This window comes from Agromyces arachidis, from assembly GCF_052805135.1.
In genome coordinates this window covers 340,794-358,783 of sequence record NZ_JBRBDK010000002.1, presented here as the reverse complement: position 1 = coordinate 358,783, position 17,990 = coordinate 340,794, and the positions used below count along the sequence as shown (strand labels likewise).

The following is a 17,990-nucleotide window of genomic DNA, read 5'->3' as shown; positions in this document are numbered from 1 at the left end:
GTGAGTCATGGTACTCCCCGTCGCGAGTGACTACCCTTGACCCATGGCGGACATCTTCGACGTGGTGGCGGATCCGACCCGGCGCGACATCCTCGGGGTCCTGCTCGACCGCGAGACCACGGTTCCGGACTCCCACGGCGAGATCAGCGTCGGCGAGATCGTGACGGCCCTGGGCGTCAGCCAGCCGACCGTGTCGAAGCACCTGAAGGTGCTCCGCGACTCGGGGCTCGTCTTCGTGCGCGAAGAGGGCCAGCACCGCTACTACCGCCTCGATCGCGGCCCGCTCGAGCGCCTCGAGGACTGGCTGATCCCGTTCGTCACGACGGATGCCGCGGCCGATGCCGCTGCGCTCGCCGGGATCGACGCCGGGGGCGGGGGCGACCTGAACAACGAGCAGCGCGCGTTCGCGTCGGCGCTCGGCAAGGCGTTCGCCGACACCGCGCACCAGGTGACGACGGTGGTCGCACCCAAGAAGCGCCGGTAGTCAGCGCACCCGCTTCACCATCTCGAGCTCGAACCCGCCCGGGGCGAGTTCGTACGGTCGACGGTGGCCGGTGAGCTCGAAGCCGCGCTTCTCGTAGAAGCGGATGGCGCGGGGGTTGGCCTCGTGCACCTCGAGGCGCAGCGTCTCGGCGCGGTCGGCGGCCCACCGCTCGACCTCGGCGAGCAGCGCGAGCGTCACCCCGGCCTCGTCGCCGCGCCGGTCGGGGGCGACGTAGACGCCGACGAGCATGGGCCCGGTCGCCTGGTCGGGCACGTAGCAGCCCATGATGCCGACCCAGCGGTCGTCCTCGATGGCGACGACCGACGTCTCGTGGGTCCCCTCGCCGCGTCGCGCGCGCATCCGCCACTCGGACTCGTCGCGGTCGAGGGCGTCCTCGAGCGTCTCTCCGTAGGCGATCGGCGTGTCGCGCAGCATCTCGAGTCGAAGCGCGCGCACCGCCGGCCAGTCGTCTTCGCGGGTCGTGCGGATCACGAGGTCGGGTCGTGGCATCCCTCGACGCTAGCGGATGTCGCGCGGTGTGCCGGGCACCCGTTTCCGACCCCCGAGGCGAATGGGCTAGACTACCCCGAGGCTTTTCGGCCCTCGGCTGCGGCACGCGCGGCCGACTCGGATCTTTGTGAGGTTTTCGTGGGTTCCGTCATCAAGAAGCGTCGCAAGCGCATGGCGAAGAAGAAGCACCGCAAGCTGCTTCGCAAGACGCGCCACCAGCGTCGCAACAAGAAGTAGGTCGTCACCGACGACCGGCACGAAGCGCCAGGCCCCCGGGCTTGGCGCTTTTCGCTGCCTCCGCGCGACGTATCCTGAGCGGATGACCCCCCGCGACATCCGACTCACCCTCATCGGCAAGCCCGGATGCCACCTCTGCGACGACGCCCGCGAGGTGGTGGCCTGCGTGCGCGAGGAGCTCGCGGCCACGCCGGGAGCGCCGAGCACGACGCTCGACGAGCTCAGCATCCTCGACGACGAGGCGCTGCGGGCCCGATACGCGGAGGAGATCCCGGTGCTGCTCGTCGACGGCGAGGTGCACGGCTACTGGCGCATCGACCCCGTGCGACTGAAGACGGCGCTGCTGTCGGCGCCGCGCGGCTAGCCTGCGGCCCTCGTTCGCTCAAGGGGGGTGACGACGGATGCCGCGTCGCGTTGACTGGGCCGCATGACGAGCCTCGACGCGACACCTGCCGACCTGCCCGGCGTACCCGGCCACGCCGACGTGATCGTCGTCGGCGCCGGCATCACCGGGCTCTCGACCGCGATCATGCTGCGCGACGCGGGCCGCCGGGTCATCGTGCTCGAGCAGGACGTGCCGGGTGCGCTCGCGAGCGGACGCAACACCGGCAAGGCGAGCCTGCTGCAGGGCACCCGGCTCTCGTCGATCCGCCGCCGGCACTCGGCCGGCCTCGTGCGCGCGTACGCGCACGCCAATCGCGCCGGCCAGGAGTGGCTGCGGCGCGCCTGCGAGCGAGCGGGGGTCGCCTACCGCGAGGCGACCGCCTACTCGTACGCCCAGACGACCGAGGGGCTCGACGCGGTCGACGCCGAGGTGCGCGCCGCCCGCGAGGCGGGGCTGCCCGTGCGGCGCGTCCGCGACGTGGCCGACGACGTGCCGTTCCCGCTGGCCGGCGCCGCCGCACTCGACGGGCAGCTGGCGCTCGACCCCGCGGAGCTCATGCGCGGGCTCGCCGACCTGTTCGTCGCGTCCGGCGGCGACCTGGTCACGGGCGTCCGGGTGCTCGGCGTGCGCGCGAGCGATCCGGTCCGGGTCCGGACCAGCTCCGGAGTGTTCACGGGGGGCACGGTGGTGATCGCGACGGGCGCGCCGATGCTCGACCGCGGGCTGTACTGGGCGAAGACGAGCGCGTTCCGTTCGATGCTCGTGTCGTTCGCGGCGCCCCCGTCGGGCGAGGGTCTCCCCGAGGGGCTGTACCTGTCGGTGGACGACCCGTCGCGCAGCATCCGATCGGCCGACTGGGGCGGCCGGACCAGCCTGATCGTCGGCGGCGGCGACCACCCCACGGGACGCGCCGACACGGGCGAGCTGCTCGACGAGCTGCTGGACTGGACGCGCGCGTGGTGGCCCGACGTCGCCGAGCCCGAGCACTGGGCGGCGCAGGACTACGTGTCGCACAACACGGTGCCCTTCATCGGGCGGATGCCCCGTGGGCGCGGGCGCGTCTGGTTCGCGACCGGCTACGCCAAGTGGGGCCTCACGAACGGCGTCGCGGCCGGGATCCGGATCTCGCACGAGGTGCTCGGCGCGAGGCGGCCAGACTGGGCGCGCACGATCGGCACGCGGATCACCATGCCCGCCGACTTCGCCCGGGGCGCAGTCGAGGGGGCGAAGGTCGGCGTCGCCGCGGTCCGCGGGTGGGTCGACGCGCTGCGCGCTCCGGAGGCCGAGGTCGCGCCGACGCCGCCGGAGGGGGTCGGCGGCATCGCCCGCCGGGGCCTCCGGCCGGTCGGCGTGTCGACCGTGGGCGGCGCGACCTGCGAGGTCTCGGCCGTCTGCCCGCACCTCGGCGGAGTGCTGCACTGGAATGCCGCCGAGTCGACCTGGGACTGTCCGCTGCACGCCTCGCGCTTCGACCACCGCGGCCGGCGCATCGAGGGGCCCGCGATCGCCGACCTCGCGCGCGCCGACGCGCCGCCGCTCGAGGTCGTGCTCCGCGCCGCCCGGTCGAGCGCGACGGCCGAGGGCGACGCCGGCGAGGCCGACCGTGCGGCCACGGGCGGCGAAGCGGCGACGAGCGTCGTGGCCGACGACCGCTGAGACCGGATCGTCACGCCTCGTCGGCCCGGCCCGCCTCCCGCTCGACGGTGCCCGTGCGCTCGGCCGGGTCCAGCCAGGTGGCGTGCGCCCGGCGCTCGGCCTGCTCGCGCCGCGCGAACCACCCCGCGATCGGCACGTCGGTCGAGGAGTGGGCCACGATCGAGAGCACGATCGCCACGACGATCACGTGGAACATGTACTCGGAGCGCGGTGCCGCGCTCTGCAGCACGAGGATGCCGTAGAGCACCGACGCGAACCCCTTCGGCCCGAACCAGGCCGCGGTCGCCCGCTCCTCCCACGGCAGGCGGCTGCCGACCAGGGCCAGTTCGACGGCGACGGGCCTGGCGAACACGAGCAGCAGGATGCCGAAGACGTAGCCCGTCCACGGCACGTCGGTGAGCAGCTCGGGCGAGATCAGCGCGCCGAACATGAGGATGGCGAGCAGCTTGATCAGCTCCGAGAACTGGCCGCCGAACTCGGTGAACGCCTCGCGCATCTCGGGCGCGGCGGTCGCGATCGTGATGCCGGCCGCATACGCGGCGAGGTACAGGTTGGCGTGCGTGACGGTGCAGACCCCGAGCACGATGAGCCCGACCGCGACGGGCGTGAGCGAGGCGTAGAGCGGGGTCCGGCTGAAGACGGGCCGGCGCACGAGCCAGGTCGTGACGAGCGGCACGACCACGCCGACGACGATGCCGAGTCCGAGCTCCTCGGCGAGCACGATCGGCTCGACCTCCGGTCCGCCGACCGTCGCGATCAGGATGAGCACCACGGGGAGCGCGAGTCCGTCGTTCAGTCCCGACTCGACGCCCAGCAGGTGCCGCACCCGGTAGGGGATCTCGCCGCGCCCCACGATCGCCGAGGCGAACACCGGGTCGGTCGGGGCGAGGACGGCGGCGACGAGGGCGGCCTCGCCCCAGTCGAGCCCGAGCAGCGCGACGCCGAGCAGGGTCGTGATCGCGAACGTCAGCGGCATCCCGAGCAGGAGCGCCCGGCCCGGGAGCTTCCACGCCGACCGCAGCTGCCGCAGCCCGATCTCCTGGCCGTCGGTGAAGAGCACCACGAATAGCGCCAGCGACGAGATGGTCGTCACGACGGGGTCGGTCGCCTCGAGCACGACGACGTCGAGCATGCCGCTGCCGAGCAGGAACCCGGCCACGAGGAACAGCACCGTCGTCGAGAGCACCGTGCGGTGCGCGAACCCGGAGATCAGGATCGCGGCGAGCAGCACGAGCGCGAAGGAGAGCAGCAGGGCGTCCACGATCGCCAGTCTGCCCCCCTCACGGCGTGCCCGTCACGTGCCGCGACGGCAGGCGGGGCGGCGCCTACGGCAGCAGGCGCGTCGGGCCGCGGAACAGGTACGTCGTCTCGCGGATCGAGTGCGCGTCGAGCATGAGCATCAGCAGGCGGGCGAGGCCCATGCCGAAGCCGCCGTGCGGGGGCACGCCGTAGCGGAAGAAGTCGAGGTAGAAGCCGAGCTCCTCGGGGTCGAGGCCCTTCTCCTTCGCCTGCTCGACGAGGACGTCGATGCGGTGCTCGCGCTGCGCGCCGGTCGAGATCTCGACGCCGTTGTAGATGAGGTCGTACGAGTTCGTGAGCGACGGGTCGCCCTCGTGGCGCATGTGGTAGAACGGCCGGATGCTCGAGGCGTAGTCCGTGAGGAACACGAAGTCGTGCCCGTAGGTCTCCTTGACGTACGCAGAGATCTGCCGCTCGCCCTCCGGGTCCATGTCGGCGTCGGCGCGCGGCACGACGTAGCCGCGCGAGGCGACGATCTCCTTGGCCTCGGCCAGGGGGATGCGCGGGAACGGCGTGGTCGGCACGGCCAGCTCGATGCCGAACAGCTCGCGGACCTCGTCGCCGTGCTTGGCCACGACGGCCGTGAAGCCCGCGACGAGGAGCTCCTCGTGCATCTTCATGATGTCCTCGTGGGAGTCGACCCAGCTCATCTCGGCGTCGATCGAGGTGAACTCGGTCGCGTGCCGCGAGGTGAACGAGGGGTCGGCGCGGAAGGCCGGGCCGACCTCGAACACGCGGCCGAGGCCGGCGGGCTGGGCCATCTGCTTGAAGAACTGCGGGCTCTGCGCGAGGTAGGCCTTGCCCTCGAAGTAGCCGAGCTCGAACAGCTCGGCCCGCGACTCGGACGCCGAGGCCATGAGCTTCGGCGTCTGGATCTCGATCCAGTCGCGCTCGACCCAGTAGGTGCGCAGGGCGTGCAGGAACGTGGTCTGGATACGGAAGATGAGGTTCTGCTTCGGGTGGCGCAGGTCGAGGAAGCGCCAGTCCATGCGCTTGTCGAGGCTCGAGTCCGCGGCGATCGGCGTCTCCTCGGCCTCGGTGACGACCTCGAGCGTCGCGATCTTCACCTCGAGCCCGCCGAGCTTGACGCGCTCGTCGTGCTTGAGCTGCCCGGTGACGGTGATGAACGTGCCGTGGCCGAGCGCCGAGATCTGCTCGGTGAGGGCGAGCGCCTCGGCGGCGCCGACGCTCACGCCCTCGGGGTCGAGCTCGCGCACGGCGGGGTTCACGAGCTGCACCGCGCCCGACTCGTCGCGCAGGATGATGAACTGCACCTTCTTCTGGTCGCGGACCGTCTCGACCCAGCCCGAGACCGTGACGGGCCCGTCGGGGAGGGCGGCGAGCTGCTTGACGAGGGTGCGCGTGTTCACGACAGGCCATCCTACCGGTCGCCCTTTCGCCGCCCGACCGGCCCCGCTCGCTCGTCGGGGCGCGCACGGCGCTTTCAAAGGGAAGCGCTTCGTAGACTGGAGGCGTGCCGGCCGAGCAGATCCATCTCGTGCGCCATGGCGAGGTCTTCAACCCCCAGGGCGTGCTCTACGGCCGACTCCCCGGGTTCGGGCTGAGCGACCTCGGGCGTCGCATGGCGGACGCCGCCGCGGCCGACCTGCAGTCGCACCGCCGCCCGGTCTCGGCGATCGTGTCGTCGCCGCTGCAGCGCACGCAGCAGTCGGCCGAGCCGGTCGCCGCGCGCTTCGGGTTGGAGGTGCAGCTCGACGAGCGCATCATCGAGCCGACGAACCGGTTCGAGGGCAAGCGGATGACGGGACGCGAGTCGGCGCTGCGCGACGTGCGCAACTGGTCGTACCTCGTGAACCCGTGGGAGCCGAGCTGGGGCGAGCCGTTCCGCTCGATCGCCGACCGCATGCTCGAGGCGATGGCCGATGCCGCCGACTCCGTCGACGAGGGCGACGTCGTCATGGTCAGCCACCAGCTGCCGATCTGGATGGTGCATCGACGCGTGACCGGCAAGTCGCTCGCGCACGATCCGCGGCGACGGCGCTGCGCCCTCTCGAGCATCACCAGCTTCGAGCGGCGCAACGGCCGGTTCGTCGAGATCGGGTACCGCGACCCGGCCTCCGGACTCTCGGCGCAGGCCACCGACGTGGGGGCGGTCTGATGCGCGCACGCACGCTCGCGGCCGCCGCCGCGCTCGCCGCGGCATCCGTGCTCGCCCTGGCGGGGTGCTCGACCGACCCGCTCGCCGAGCAGTACCGCGCGGGCGACAACAAGGGCTACATCGCCGGCGACGGCACCATCTCGGAATTCCCCGCCGACCAGCGCGGCGAGCCGGTCGCGTTCGCGGGCGAGACCATCGAGGGCGGGGCGATCGACTCGGCCGACCTCGCCGGCGAGGTCGTCGTCGTGAACTTCTGGTACGCCGGCTGCGCGCCGTGCCGCGCCGAGGCACCCCTGCTGCAGGAGGTCTCCGAGGAGTTCGAGGGCGAGGGCGCGTCGTTCGTCGGCGTGAACGTGCGCGACCAGGCCGCGACCGCGGCATCCTTCGAGGAGAACTACGGCATCACCTACCCGTCGATCATCGACGTGAACGACGGCGCCGTGCAGTACGCCTTCGCCGGCGACGTGCCGCCGGCGGCCGTGCCGACCACCCTCGTGCTCGATGCCGAGGGCCGGGTGGCGGCGCGCATCCTCGGTCAGGTGAAGGACGCGTCGATCCTCTCGACCATCGTCGGCGACCTCGTCGACGAGGCCGCGGCGGCGTAGCGGCGGACCGGCGCACGACATGGACCTCGGCGAGATCGTCTTCAGCGGCCAACTGCTGGTCGCCGTGCCGATCGCGCTCGCCGCGGGGCTGGTGTCGTTCCTTTCGCCGTGCGTGCTGCCGCTCGTGCCGGGCTACCTCGGCTACCTGGGCGGGTTCGCCGAGGCGAGCGCCGAGGCCGAGGAGCAGCGCCGCGCCCGGCGCCGGCTGCTGCTCGGCGTGCTGCTGTTCATCGCCGGGTTCACGCTCGTGTTCCTCGTCTTCACGACCGCGTTCGGCGTGCTGGGGGCGTGGCTGGCGCGCTGGTCCGACCTCATCATCCGCATCCTCGGCGTGGTGCTGATCGCCATGGGCCTCGTCTTCGTCGGCCAGTTCACGTTCCTGCAGCGCACGTTCAAGCCGTCGTGGCGGCCGGCGACGGGGCTCGCGGGTGCGCCGCTGCTCGGTGTCGTGTTCGGCCTCGGCTGGACGCCGTGCATCGGCCCGACGCTCGCGGTCGTGCTCGCCCTCAGCGCCGACTCCGCCTCCGCGGGACGCGGCGCGCTGCTGGGCCTCGCGTACTGCATCGGCCTCGGCATCCCGTTCGTGCTCGTCGCGCTCGGCTTCGGCTGGGCCGCCAACGCGCTCTCGTTCGTGCGGCGCCACATCCGCGCCGTCAACCTCATCGGCGGCGCCCTGCTGATCGTGATCGGCGTGCTCATGGTGTCGGGCCTCTGGACCATCTGGATGTACGACCTGCAGGCGGTGATCAGTGGTTTCGTCCCGGCGATCTGAGGCTGAGCGAGCGGATGCCGCGCCAGCGCGTCCGGCGGGCGTCGACCCGCTGCGCCCCTCCGACTACGACGACGGCACGGATGCCGCCGGCGCGGCCGACGCCGGCCCGGCGGCATCCGTCACCGCCCCGAGGCTCGGCCCCGTCGAGTGGCTGCGGTTCGCGTGGCGGCAGCTCACGAGCATGCGCACGGCCCTGCTGCTCCTGCTGCTGCTGGCGATCGCGGCCATCCCGGGTTCGCTCGTTCCGCAGCGCTCGAGCGACCCGAACGGCGTCGTGCAGTACTTCGCCGACAACCCCGACCTCGCGCCGGTGCTCGACTCGTTCCAGATGTTCGACGTCTACACCTCGGTGTGGTTCTCGGCGATCTACCTGCTGCTGTTCGTCTCGCTGATCGGCTGCATCGTGCCGCGCACGAAGCACCACTTCCAGGCCCTCCGCGCGCGCCCGCCGAAGACGCCCGCCCGGCTCGAGCGGCTCCCGGCCCACACCGAGCGCCCGCTGGCCGAGACCGAGACCCCGGATGCCGCGATCGAGCGCGCCGCGGCCGACCTGAAGCGCGCCGGGTACCGCGTCGAGCGGTACGACGCGCGCGGCGCGGCATCCGTCTCGGCGGAGCGCGGCTACCTGCGCGAGACCGGCAACCTCGTGTTCCACGCCGCCCTCGTCGGCGTGCTCGTGACGGTCGGCATCGGCGGCGGGTTCGGCTTCTCGGGCCAGCGCGTGATCGTCGAGGGGCAGTCGTTCGTGAACACGCTCGCCGCGTACGACTCGTTCAACCCGGGCCGCTTCTTCGACGACACGACCCTGACGCCGTACCGCCTGACGCTCGACGAGCTCGAGGCGGTCTACGAGACCGAGAACCGCGACGCGCTCGGCCAGCCGATCGACTTCACGGCGCGGGTCACCATCACGGGCGACGGCGGCGCGGACGCGCGCCAGGTGAAGGTCAACGAGCCGCTCTACGAGTACGGCACCGACGTGTACCTGCTGGGCAACGGCTACGCGCCGACCATCACGGTGCGCGACGCCGACGGCGACGTGGTCTTCACCGACGCGGTGCCGTTCCTGCCGCAGGACGCCAACCTCACCTCGATCGGGGTCGTGAAGGTGCCCGACGGGCTCGACGAGCAGCTCGGCATGGTCGGCTTCTTCTACCCGACGCAGACCACGCTGCCGTCGGGCGCGTTCACCTCGTCCTACCCCGACCTCGTGTTCCCGGTGCTGACGCTGAACGTCTTCCAGGGCGACCTCGGGATCGACGGTGGCACCCCGCGCTCGGTGTACCAGCTCGACACGAGCGGCATGGAGCAGCTGACCGGCGGGCAGACCGGCGTCGACTCGATCGAGCTCATGCCCGGGGAGTCGGCCGAGCTGCCGAACGGCCTCGGCACGGTCGAGTTCGAGGACGCGTCCCCGGATGCCGCGGGCGACGACTTCTCGCAGAGCGTGCCGCGGTTCGCCTCGTTCGACGTGCACCACGACCCGTCGCAGGGGTGGGTGCTCGTGTTCGCGGTCCTGATCCTCGGCGGGTTGCTGCTCTCGCTCTTCGTCCCGCGCCGCCGGATGTGGGTGAAGGCGGTGCAGCGGGCGGACGGCTCGACGGTGCTCGAGTACGCGGGCCTCGCCCGCGGCGACGACCCGGGCCTCGAGCGCGCCGTCGAGGAGTTCGCCGACGCCCACGGCGGCCCGCACCCGCGGAATCCCGAGAATCCTTCGACGTAAGGTGGAACAGTGACGCTCGACGAGATCTCCATCCTCTCCGTGTACTCGGCGATGGCCGTGTACGCGATCGCGTTCATCGCCTACTCGATCGACCTCGCGAAGCGGTCGGCGGCGTCCGCGAAGGCGGCCGACGACCTCGCGGCCGGGTCCACGGCGACGACGGATGCCACGGCTTCCGCCTCGCGCGGCGGCGCGGTGCAGACCGTGCAGCGGGCGAAGGCCCCCGCGAAGCCGGCATCCGTCGACTACGGTCGCTCGCCGTCGCTGCGCGTCGCAGTCGCGATGACGGTGATCGCCTGGGTGCTGCACCTGACGGCGACGGTGCTGCGCGGCATCGCCGCGGAGCGGGTGCCGTGGGCCAACATGTACGAGTTCGCGCTCACCGGCACGCTCGTCATCACGACGGTGTTCCTGGTCGTCATCACGTTCTCGCGGAAGACCGACTTGCGCTTCCTCGGCACGTTCATCACCGGCCTGGTGCTGGTCTCGCTGGGCGTCGCGACGGTGAACTTCTACGTCAGCGTCGTGCCGCTGCCTCCGGCGCTGCAGTCGTACTGGCTCGTGATCCACGTGTTCGTCGCGACGTCGGCCGTCGGGTTCTTCGCCCTCGGGTTCGCGCTCTCGGTCGTGCAGCTCATGCAGGCCCGGCGCGAGGCGATCACCGCCACGGCGGATGCCGTGAAGAAGTCGTTCCTGGCCACGCTGCCCGATTCCGCGGCGCTGGAGAACCTGGCGTACCGCATCAACATCATCGGCTTCATCCTCTGGACCTTCACGCTCATGGCGGGCGCGATCTGGGCCGAGAAGGCGTGGGGCCGGTACTGGGGCTGGGACACCAAGGAGGTGTGGACCTTCATCATCTGGGTGGTCTACGCCGGCTACATCCATGCCCGTGCGACGCGGGGCTGGCGCGGCACCCGCTCCGCGTGGCTCGCGATCATCGGCTTCTCGGCGGTGCTGTTCAACTTCACCGTGGTGAACCTGTTCTTCAAGGGGCTGCACGCGTACTCCGGGCTCTGATCCCTCCGCCGGTCGGGCGGGCGCGGATCGCGCGGCTACCCTTCGTACGTGGTGCTGATCCTCGCCTTCCCCTTCCCTCCTCATCGCCGTCGGGGTGACGATCCTCTTCGTGGTCTGGACGATCCGGCAGGCGCGTCAGCATGGCCGTTCGGCGCTGATGACGACGATCGCGATCTGGTGCGCGGCCGGTGTCCTCACCGCCCTCGCCGGGACCGCCTGGTTCATGGTCGGGTGGCGGTCGTCGGCAGACGCCTCGCCCGAGCAGTTGACGGGCTCATGGACCACCGAATCGCCGGATGGCACGGCCACGATCGAGTTGAGGCCGGATGGATCGGCCGTCGTCGCCGGGGTCCCCTCGGAAGCGGCGTGGAGTGACCGCTGGCCGGCCGCGGAGCCCGGCCTTCCGGAGGTGCTCTCCGGCGAGGGCGTGTGGGACGTTCCGTCCGAGGAGCTCGAGCTGACCTGCGCCGACGGCCGGACGCTCCGGCTCTGGTGGCAGACGGTCGAGAGTCCGACGGGCGCGATGTACCTCCAGGTCATCGCCGGCGACCCGGACGCCCCCGACTACTTCGGCGAGTTCAGTCGGGTCGACGAGCGTGATGCGCCGAGCCCGGCGCGCTCGTCGGGGCCGGCCTGCTGAGGCCCGTGTCCGGCTCGCGTCGCGGTGCGGCCGAACCCCCGCAGACGAGGGTCACGGATTGAGAACGTTTCCACGGATGCGCGGCTCGGATCGGCCTGAAACAAGGGATGCGGACACGTGATGCACGATGAACATCATCGGAAGTTGCAAACGCTTGCATTAACTGCACCGCCGCGATAGCGTCGCACGCAATGTCGTTCAGGCACGTCGTCGTGCCGGGGAATCGGGAGTCGAAGATGACGCAACGAGCGCGCGCTCGCAGCTTGCTGGCACTGGGGGTGACGGGCGCCGTCGCGGCATCCGTCCTCGCCGTCGCACCCATCGGGGCCGCGGCCGAGGAGGGCGACACGTTCGCGCTCGTCGGCTCGCTGCAGAACGAGCTGGGATGCTCGGAGGACTGGCAGCCGAGCTGCGAGGCCACGCACCTGCTCCCGACCGACACCGCCGGCGTCTACGCCGCCGAGTTCACCGTTCCGGCCGGCTCGTACGAGTACAAGGTCGCCGCGAACGACACGTGGGACGCGAGCTGGGGCCTGAACGGCGGCGGCGACAACATCCCGCTGACCGTCGCGGGCGACACCGACGTGCGCGTGGTCTTCGACGACACCCAGAAGCGCGTCGGCCTCGAACTGCTGAGCGCGCGCGGGGCGTACGACGAGCAGGCGGATGCCGCACTGGCCCTGCCGCCCGTGCGCCAGCCCGGCAGCACCGAGAACTTCTACTTCGTCATGACCGACCGGTTCGCCAACGGCGACCCGTCGAACGACACCGCGGGCATCGCCGGCGACCGCCTCGACCACGGCTTCGATCCCACCGACAAGGGCTTCTACCACGGCGGTGACATCCAGGGCATCCGCGACCACCTCGACTACATCGACGGCCTCGGCACGAGCGCGATCTGGTTCACGCCGAGCTTCAAGAACAAGCCCGTGCAGGGCGAGGGCGACAACGCCAGCGCCGGCTACCACGGCTACTGGATCACCGACTTCACCCAGATCGACCCGCACCTCGGCACCAACGCCGAGCTCGAGGCCCTGATCGCGGAGGCGCACGCCAAGGGCATCAAGGTCTACTTCGACATCATCACGAACCACACGGCCGACGTGATCTCGTACGAGGAGGGGCAGTACTCGTACATCGACAAGGCCGCCTCGCCGTACCGCGACGCGGCCGGGAACGTGTTCGACCCGAGCACGATCGCGGGCAGCGCCGACTTCCCCGACCTCGACCCGGCGACGAGCTTCCCCTACACGCCGACGATCACGGCCGAGGAGGCCGACGTCAAGGTGCCGGCGTGGCTCAACGACCCGACGGTGTACCACAACCGCGGCGACTCGACCTGGTCGGGTGAGTCGGTCACCTTCGGCGACTTCGTGGGCCTCGACGACCTCATGACCGAGGACCCGACCGTCGTGGACGGGTTCGTGCAGGTCTACCAGGACTGGATCGACCTCGGCATCGACGGGTTCCGCATCGACACCGCCAAGCACGTGAACTTCGAGTTCTGGGAGACCTGGTCGACCGAGGTCCTCGACTACGCGCATGCGGCCGGCAAGCCCGACTTCTTCATGTTCGGCGAGGTCTACGACGCCGACCCGGTCAAGCTGTCGCCCTACGTGCGCAAGACCGACATGAACTCCGTGCTCGACTTCACGTTCCAGTCGCAGGCCGTGGCGTTCGCCGCCGGCAACTCGGCGAAGAACCTGCAGTCGCTGTTCGCGGGCGACGACTACTACACGACGCCCGACTCGTCGGCGACGGCGCTGCCCACGTTCCTCGGCAACCACGACATGGGTCGCGTCGGCTACTTCCTCGCGAACTCGGGCGGCACGGCCGTGCAGCGCGACGAGCTCGCGCACGAGCTCATGTACCTCACGCGCGGCCAGCCCGTCGTCTACTACGGCGACGAGCAGGGCTTCGCGGGCACCGGCGGCGACAAGGACGCCCGCCAGACCCTCTTCGCGAGCCAGGTCGACGAGTACGTGAACCAGCCGCTCGTCACGGGCGAGAACGCCGGCAGCGTCGACCGCTACGACACTGGCGCACCGCTCTACACGCACATCGCGGCCCTCGCGGAGCTGCGCGAGGCGCACCCGGCGCTCGAGCAGGGCGCCCAGATCGAGCGCTTCGTCGCCGACGGCGCGGGCGTGTACGCCTTCAGCCGCGTCGACCGCGACGAGAAGGTCGAGTACCTGGTCGCGGTGAACAACGCGAACGAGGCGAAGACCGTCGACGTGCCGACGCTGACGGCGGATGGCGCGTTCGAGGTGCTCTACGGCGACGCGTCCGCGCTCGCGGCGAACGCCGACGGCGTGGCATCCGTCACCGTCCCGGCGCTCGGCGCCGTGGTCTGGAAGGCCGACCGGCCGGTGACGGCGCCCGACGCGGCATCCGCCATCGCCGTCGACGTGCCCGTCGCGGGCGCCGGCGTCACCGGGCTCGCCCCGGTCTCGGCCGACGTCGCCGACGCGACCTGGCAGGAGACGAGCTTCGCCTGGCGCGTGGCCGGATCGACCGAGTGGTCGTCGCTCGGCACCGCCGAGGACACCACCCCGCGCGTCTTCCACGACACCGCGGGCCTCGCGAACGGCACGCTCATCGAGTACCGGGCCGTGTCGACGGATGCCGCGGGCAACCGCGCCGCCGCCTCGACCTACGCCTCGGTCGGCAACGCCGTCAACCTCGTCGTCGAGGAGGAGCCCGAGACCGAGATCGACCTCGTGACGGTGCCGGGCAACCACAACTCCGAGATGGGCTGCCCGGGCGACTGGCAGCCGGGCTGCGAGGCCGCGAAGCTCACGAAGCGCGCCGACGGCATCTACGCCGGCACGTTCGAGATCCCGGCCGGAACCTACGAGTACAAGGTCGCCATCAACGGCAGCTGGGCGCTGAACTACGGCCTGAACGGCGCCCAGGACGGCCCGAACGTCACCTACACCACGGAGGGCGGCCCGGTCACGTTCTACTGGGACCCGCGCACGAACGTGTTCTCGTCGACGGCCGAGGGCCCGATCGTGACCCTCCCCGGCAACCTGCAGTCCGAACTCGGGTGCCCGGGTGACTGGCAGCCCGGCTGCATGGTCACCTTCGCCCAGGACGGCGACAAGGACGGCGTCTACGAGTTCTCCACCGACGGCCTGCCGGCCGGCTCCTACGAGGTGAAGGTCGCGCACGGCCTCTCGTGGGACGAGAACTACGGCGTCGACGGCGTCCGAAACGGCGGCAACATCCCGTTCGTCATCGCGAAGGACGGCGAGTTCGTCACCTTCCGCTACACGCTCGAGACCCACGTGCTCGAGGTCGTCGTCGCCGACCCGCCGCTCGCCGGCACCGGCCAGCAGCGCGCCTACTGGCTCGACGCCGACACCCTCGCCTGGCCGGCGTCGCTCCTCGGCGGCGCGAACGCGGCCGACCTCGGCTACACGCTGGAGTTCGCCGCTGAAGGCGGGCTCGGCAGCGCCGACGGCGCCGTGACCGGCGCCGACCAGTCGGTCGAGCTCGAGGCCGTGCCGGGCGGCATCGGCGAGGAGCTCGCCGCGCGCTTCCCGCACCTCGCGGGCTACGTGGCCCTCAGCCCGGTCGGCCTCGACCGCGAGGCCATCGCCGAGCTCGTCACGGGCGAACTGCAGGTCGCACAGCGCAGCGGTGACTCGCTCAGCGCGATGACCGGCGTGCAGCTGCCGGGCGTGCTCGACGACCTGTACGCCGAGGGCGTGGCATCCGCCTCGCTCGGCGCTTCGTTCGACGACGGCGAGCCGACCCTCTCGGTCTGGGCGCCGACCGCGACGTCGGTCTCGGCCCAGGTCTGGGAGTCGGGCTCGACCGGCGACCCGGCCGTCGTGCCGGCGACGTTCGACGCGGCATCCGGCATCTGGTCGGTCGTCGACGGCGTCGACGCCGGCGACGAGTACCGCTGGCTCGTCGAGGTCTACGCGCCCTCGACCGGGCAGGTCGAGCAGAACTCGGTGACCGACCCGTACTCGGCGGCGCTCACCGTGAACTCGGCCCGCACCGTCGTGGTCGACCTCGACGACCCGTCGCTCGCCCCCGAGCTGTGGGCCGAGACGCCCGCGCCGCTCGTCGAGCGCCAGGTCGACCGTGCGATCACCGAGCTGCACGTGCGCGACTTCTCGATCACCGACGAGACGGTGCCCGAGGAGGAGCGCGGCACGTACCGCGCGTTCACCCGCAACAGCGCGGGCACCGCGCAGCTGCGCGAGCTCGCCGCGGCCGGCATCAACACGGTGCACCTGCTGCCGACCTTCGACATCGCCACCATCGAGGAGCGCCGCGACCAGCAGGCGACCCCCGACTGCGACCTCGAGTCCTTCGGCCCGGCGTCGGAGGAGCAGCAGGCCTGCATCGAGGCGATCCGCGACCTCGACGGGTTCAACTGGGGCTACGACCCGTACCACTTCCAGGCGCCCGAGGGCTCCTACGCGGTCGACCCCGAGGGCGGCGCTCGCGTCGCGGAGTTCCGCGAGATGGTCGGCGCCCTGCACGCCACCGGCCTGCAGGTCGTGCTCGACGAGGTGTACAACCACACCGCGCAGTCGGGTCAGGGCGAGAAGTCGGTGCTCGACAAGGTCGTGCCGGGCTACTACCACCGCCTGAACGCGACCGGCGGCGTCGAGACCTCGACGTGCTGCCAGAACGTCGCGACCGAGCACGCCGTCGCCGAGAAGCTCATGGTCGACTCGACCGTGCTCTGGGTGAAGGAGTACAAGGTCGACGGCTTCCGGTTCGACCTCATGGGCCACCACTCGAAGGACAACCTGCTCGCCATCCGCGACGCGCTCGACGAGCTCACGCTCGCCGAGGACGGCGTCGACGGCTCGAAGGTGTTCCTCTACGGCGAGGGCTGGAACTTCGGCGAGGTCGCGAACAACGCCCGGTTCGTGCAGGCCTCGCAGGGCCAGCTCGGCGGAACCGGCATCGCGACCTTCAACGACCGTCTCCGCGACGGCGTGCACGGCGGGAGCCCGGTCTCGGGTGACTCGAAGTACGAGCAGGGCTTCGGCACCGGGCTCGCGGGCGAGCCGAACGGGCTGCCCGTGCGCGACGGCATCCGCAACCTCGGCCAGCAGACCGACCTGGTGAAGGTCGGCCTCGCGGGCAACCTGCGCGACTTCGAGTTCACCGGGTACGACGGCGTGACGAAGTCGGGAGCCGAGGTCGACTACAGCGGGTCGCCGGCCGGCTACGCCGACCACCCCGAGGAGGTCATCAACTACGTCGACGCGCACGACAACGAGACGCTGTTCGACCTCGGCGTGCTGAAGCTGCCGGCCGACACGCCGATGGCGGACCGGGTCCGCATGAACACGCTGTCGCTCGCGACCGTGACGTTCTCGCAGAGCCCCTCGTTCTGGCACGCCGGCACCGAGCTGCTCCGCTCGAAGTCGCTCGACCGGAACAGCTACAACTCGGGCGACTGGTTCAACCGGATCGACTGGACCGGCCAGGAGTCGACCTTCGGGTCGGGCCTGCCGATGAAGTCCGACAACGAGGACCACTGGCCCGTCATGGCCGAGCGGCTCGCCGACCCGGCGCTGAAGCCGACCGCGGAGGACATCGCCTCCGCCGAGGCCGCCGCGCTCGACCTGCTGCGCGTGCGTTCGACCGTCGACCTGCTGAAGTTGGGCTCGGCCGAGCTCATCGAGCAGAAGGTGTCGTTCCCGAACAGCGGGGCGGATGCCACCGACGGGCTCATCGTGATGCTCATCGACGACCTGGTCGGCGATGATGTCGACCCCGAGCTCGAGGGCGCCCTCGTGGTGTTCAACGCCTCGGGGGAGCCGATCACGGAGGCGATCGACGGGCTCGCGGGCCGCGACTTCAAGCTCGCGAAGCCGCTGCAGACCGGCGTCGACGAGGTCGTCAAGGACACGAAGTGGAAGGCGAAGACCGGCACGCTGACGATCCCGGCGCGCACGGCCGCGGTGCTCGTCGACGACCAGAAGTCCACGGGGCCGTCGACCGGAGCCGGAAGCGGCAAGCCCGCCGCCAAGGCGACGACGACGGATGCCGCGGCGCCGCTGGTGCGCCTCGACGCCGCCTCCGTCACGGCCGGCTCCACGCTGGCCGTGTCCGGCCGCGGGTTCGCGCCGGGCGAGCTCGTCCAGGTCTGGCTCGAGTCGACGCCGACGCTGATGGAGGCACAACCCGCCGCCGCGGACGGCTCGGTCGCGTTCGAGATCGGCATCCCGCAGGGCACCGAGCTCGGCGACCACCACATCCGGCTCATCGGCATCGCGTCGGGCACCGAGGCGGTCGCGGAGCTCACCGCGGTGAACTCGATCGGGCTCACCGGCCTGCAGGCCGCGCTCGCCGGGCTCCTCGCGGCGGCGCTCCTCGGAGCGGCGATGGTCGTCGCGACGCCGCACGTGCGGCGCGCGCGCAGCCGGGCCTGATGCGTCCGGGCGGAGCGGGTGTGCGCCGCTCCGCCCGGCCGCGCGGCCGGCGCCCGGGTCCCCCCGCCCGGGCGCCGCGCCGCGTACGAGGCGATGCCCGGCGGTTCCCCCTACGCGCCGGGCATCG

14 protein-coding genes are annotated in these 17,990 nt (G+C 71.5%); 11 read left to right on the top strand and 3 right to left on the bottom strand.

All coding sequences use genetic code 11. From position 1 onward, the window contains the following. The first annotated feature begins 43 nt into the window (after window positions 1–43). Window positions 44–484: an ArsR/SmtB family transcription factor gene (locus ACUY4T_RS04685; RefSeq protein WP_446017737.1), complete on the top strand. Its 441-nt coding sequence runs from the start codon at window positions 44–46 to the stop codon at window positions 482–484. Here ACUY4T_RS04685 and ACUY4T_RS04680 read toward each other — a convergent pair whose 3' ends face one another. Further along, a complete protein-coding gene (locus tag ACUY4T_RS04680) occupies window positions 485–994 on the bottom strand; it encodes a GNAT family N-acetyltransferase (RefSeq protein WP_446017736.1) in 510 nt (169 codons plus the stop codon). A 138-nt stretch (window positions 995–1,132) separates the two neighbouring features. On the opposite strand from ACUY4T_RS04680, the gene ACUY4T_RS04675 reads away from it, so the two are divergent. From ACUY4T_RS04675 to ACUY4T_RS04665, 3 genes are all read left to right on the top strand, one after another. Then, on the top strand, window positions 1,133–1,231 hold the full coding sequence (locus tag ACUY4T_RS04675; RefSeq protein WP_003792170.1) for a 30S ribosomal protein bS22: 99 nt from the start codon (window positions 1,133–1,135) through the stop codon (window positions 1,229–1,231). Window positions 1,232–1,313: 82 nt separating this feature from the next. Beyond that, a complete protein-coding gene (locus ACUY4T_RS04670; protein WP_446017735.1) occupies window positions 1,314–1,595 on the top strand; it encodes a glutaredoxin family protein in 282 nt (93 codons plus the stop codon). A gap of 63 nt (window positions 1,596–1,658) precedes the next feature. Then, complete coding sequence (locus ACUY4T_RS04665) at window positions 1,659–3,272, top strand: FAD-dependent oxidoreductase (RefSeq protein WP_446017734.1); 1,614 nt, start codon at window positions 1,659–1,661, stop codon at window positions 3,270–3,272. Window positions 3,273–3,282: 10 nt separating this feature from the next. Here ACUY4T_RS04665 and ACUY4T_RS04660 read toward each other — a convergent pair whose 3' ends face one another. Beyond that, window positions 3,283–4,533: a cation:proton antiporter domain-containing protein gene (locus ACUY4T_RS04660; RefSeq protein WP_446017733.1), complete on the bottom strand. Its 1,251-nt coding sequence runs from the start codon at window positions 4,531–4,533 to the stop codon at window positions 3,283–3,285. Between the two features lie 64 nt (window positions 4,534–4,597). Next, window positions 4,598–5,941 (bottom strand): aspartate--tRNA(Asn) ligase, encoded by a 1,344-nt coding sequence (aspS, locus tag ACUY4T_RS04655; protein ID WP_446017732.1) that lies wholly within the window; start codon window positions 5,939–5,941, stop codon window positions 4,598–4,600. 104 nt (window positions 5,942–6,045) lie between these two features. Between aspS and ACUY4T_RS04650 the strand changes: the two genes are divergently transcribed. The 7 genes from ACUY4T_RS04650 to pulA all read left to right on the top strand — a co-directional run bounded on the left by ACUY4T_RS04650 (window position 6,046) and on the right by pulA (window position 17,863). Then, on the top strand, window positions 6,046–6,690 hold the full coding sequence (locus ACUY4T_RS04650; protein WP_446017731.1) for a histidine phosphatase family protein: 645 nt from the start codon (window positions 6,046–6,048) through the stop codon (window positions 6,688–6,690). Further along, window positions 6,690–7,295: a TlpA family protein disulfide reductase gene (locus ACUY4T_RS04645; RefSeq protein ID WP_446017730.1), complete on the top strand. Its 606-nt coding sequence runs from the start codon at window positions 6,690–6,692 to the stop codon at window positions 7,293–7,295. The genes ACUY4T_RS04650 and ACUY4T_RS04645 overlap by 1 nt, the downstream gene beginning before the upstream one ends. Before the next feature lie 19 nt (window positions 7,296–7,314). Beyond that, the gene (locus ACUY4T_RS04640) at window positions 7,315–8,067 is read left to right on the top strand and encodes a cytochrome c biogenesis CcdA family protein (RefSeq protein WP_446017729.1); all 753 of its coding nucleotides are present in this window, start codon (window positions 7,315–7,317) and stop codon (window positions 8,065–8,067) included. 49 nt (window positions 8,068–8,116) lie between these two features. After that, window positions 8,117–9,790 (top strand): cytochrome c biogenesis protein ResB, encoded by a 1,674-nt coding sequence (gene resB, locus ACUY4T_RS04635; protein WP_446017786.1) that lies wholly within the window; start codon window positions 8,117–8,119, stop codon window positions 9,788–9,790. 51 nt (window positions 9,791–9,841) lie between these two features. After that, complete coding sequence (ccsB, locus tag ACUY4T_RS04630) at window positions 9,842–10,810, top strand: c-type cytochrome biogenesis protein CcsB (RefSeq protein WP_446017785.1); 969 nt, start codon at window positions 9,842–9,844, stop codon at window positions 10,808–10,810. A gap of 109 nt (window positions 10,811–10,919) precedes the next feature. Then, window positions 10,920–11,450 carry a hypothetical protein gene (locus ACUY4T_RS04625; protein WP_446017728.1) on the top strand — a complete coding sequence of 177 codons (531 nt, stop codon included), beginning with the start codon at window positions 10,920–10,922 and terminating at the stop codon, window positions 11,448–11,450. A 191-nt stretch (window positions 11,451–11,641) separates the two neighbouring features. After that, window positions 11,642–17,863 (top strand): pullulanase-type alpha-1,6-glucosidase, encoded by a 6,222-nt coding sequence (pulA, locus tag ACUY4T_RS04620; protein WP_446017727.1) that lies wholly within the window; start codon window positions 11,642–11,644, stop codon window positions 17,861–17,863. The last annotated feature ends 127 nt before the right edge of the window (window positions 17,864–17,990 follow it).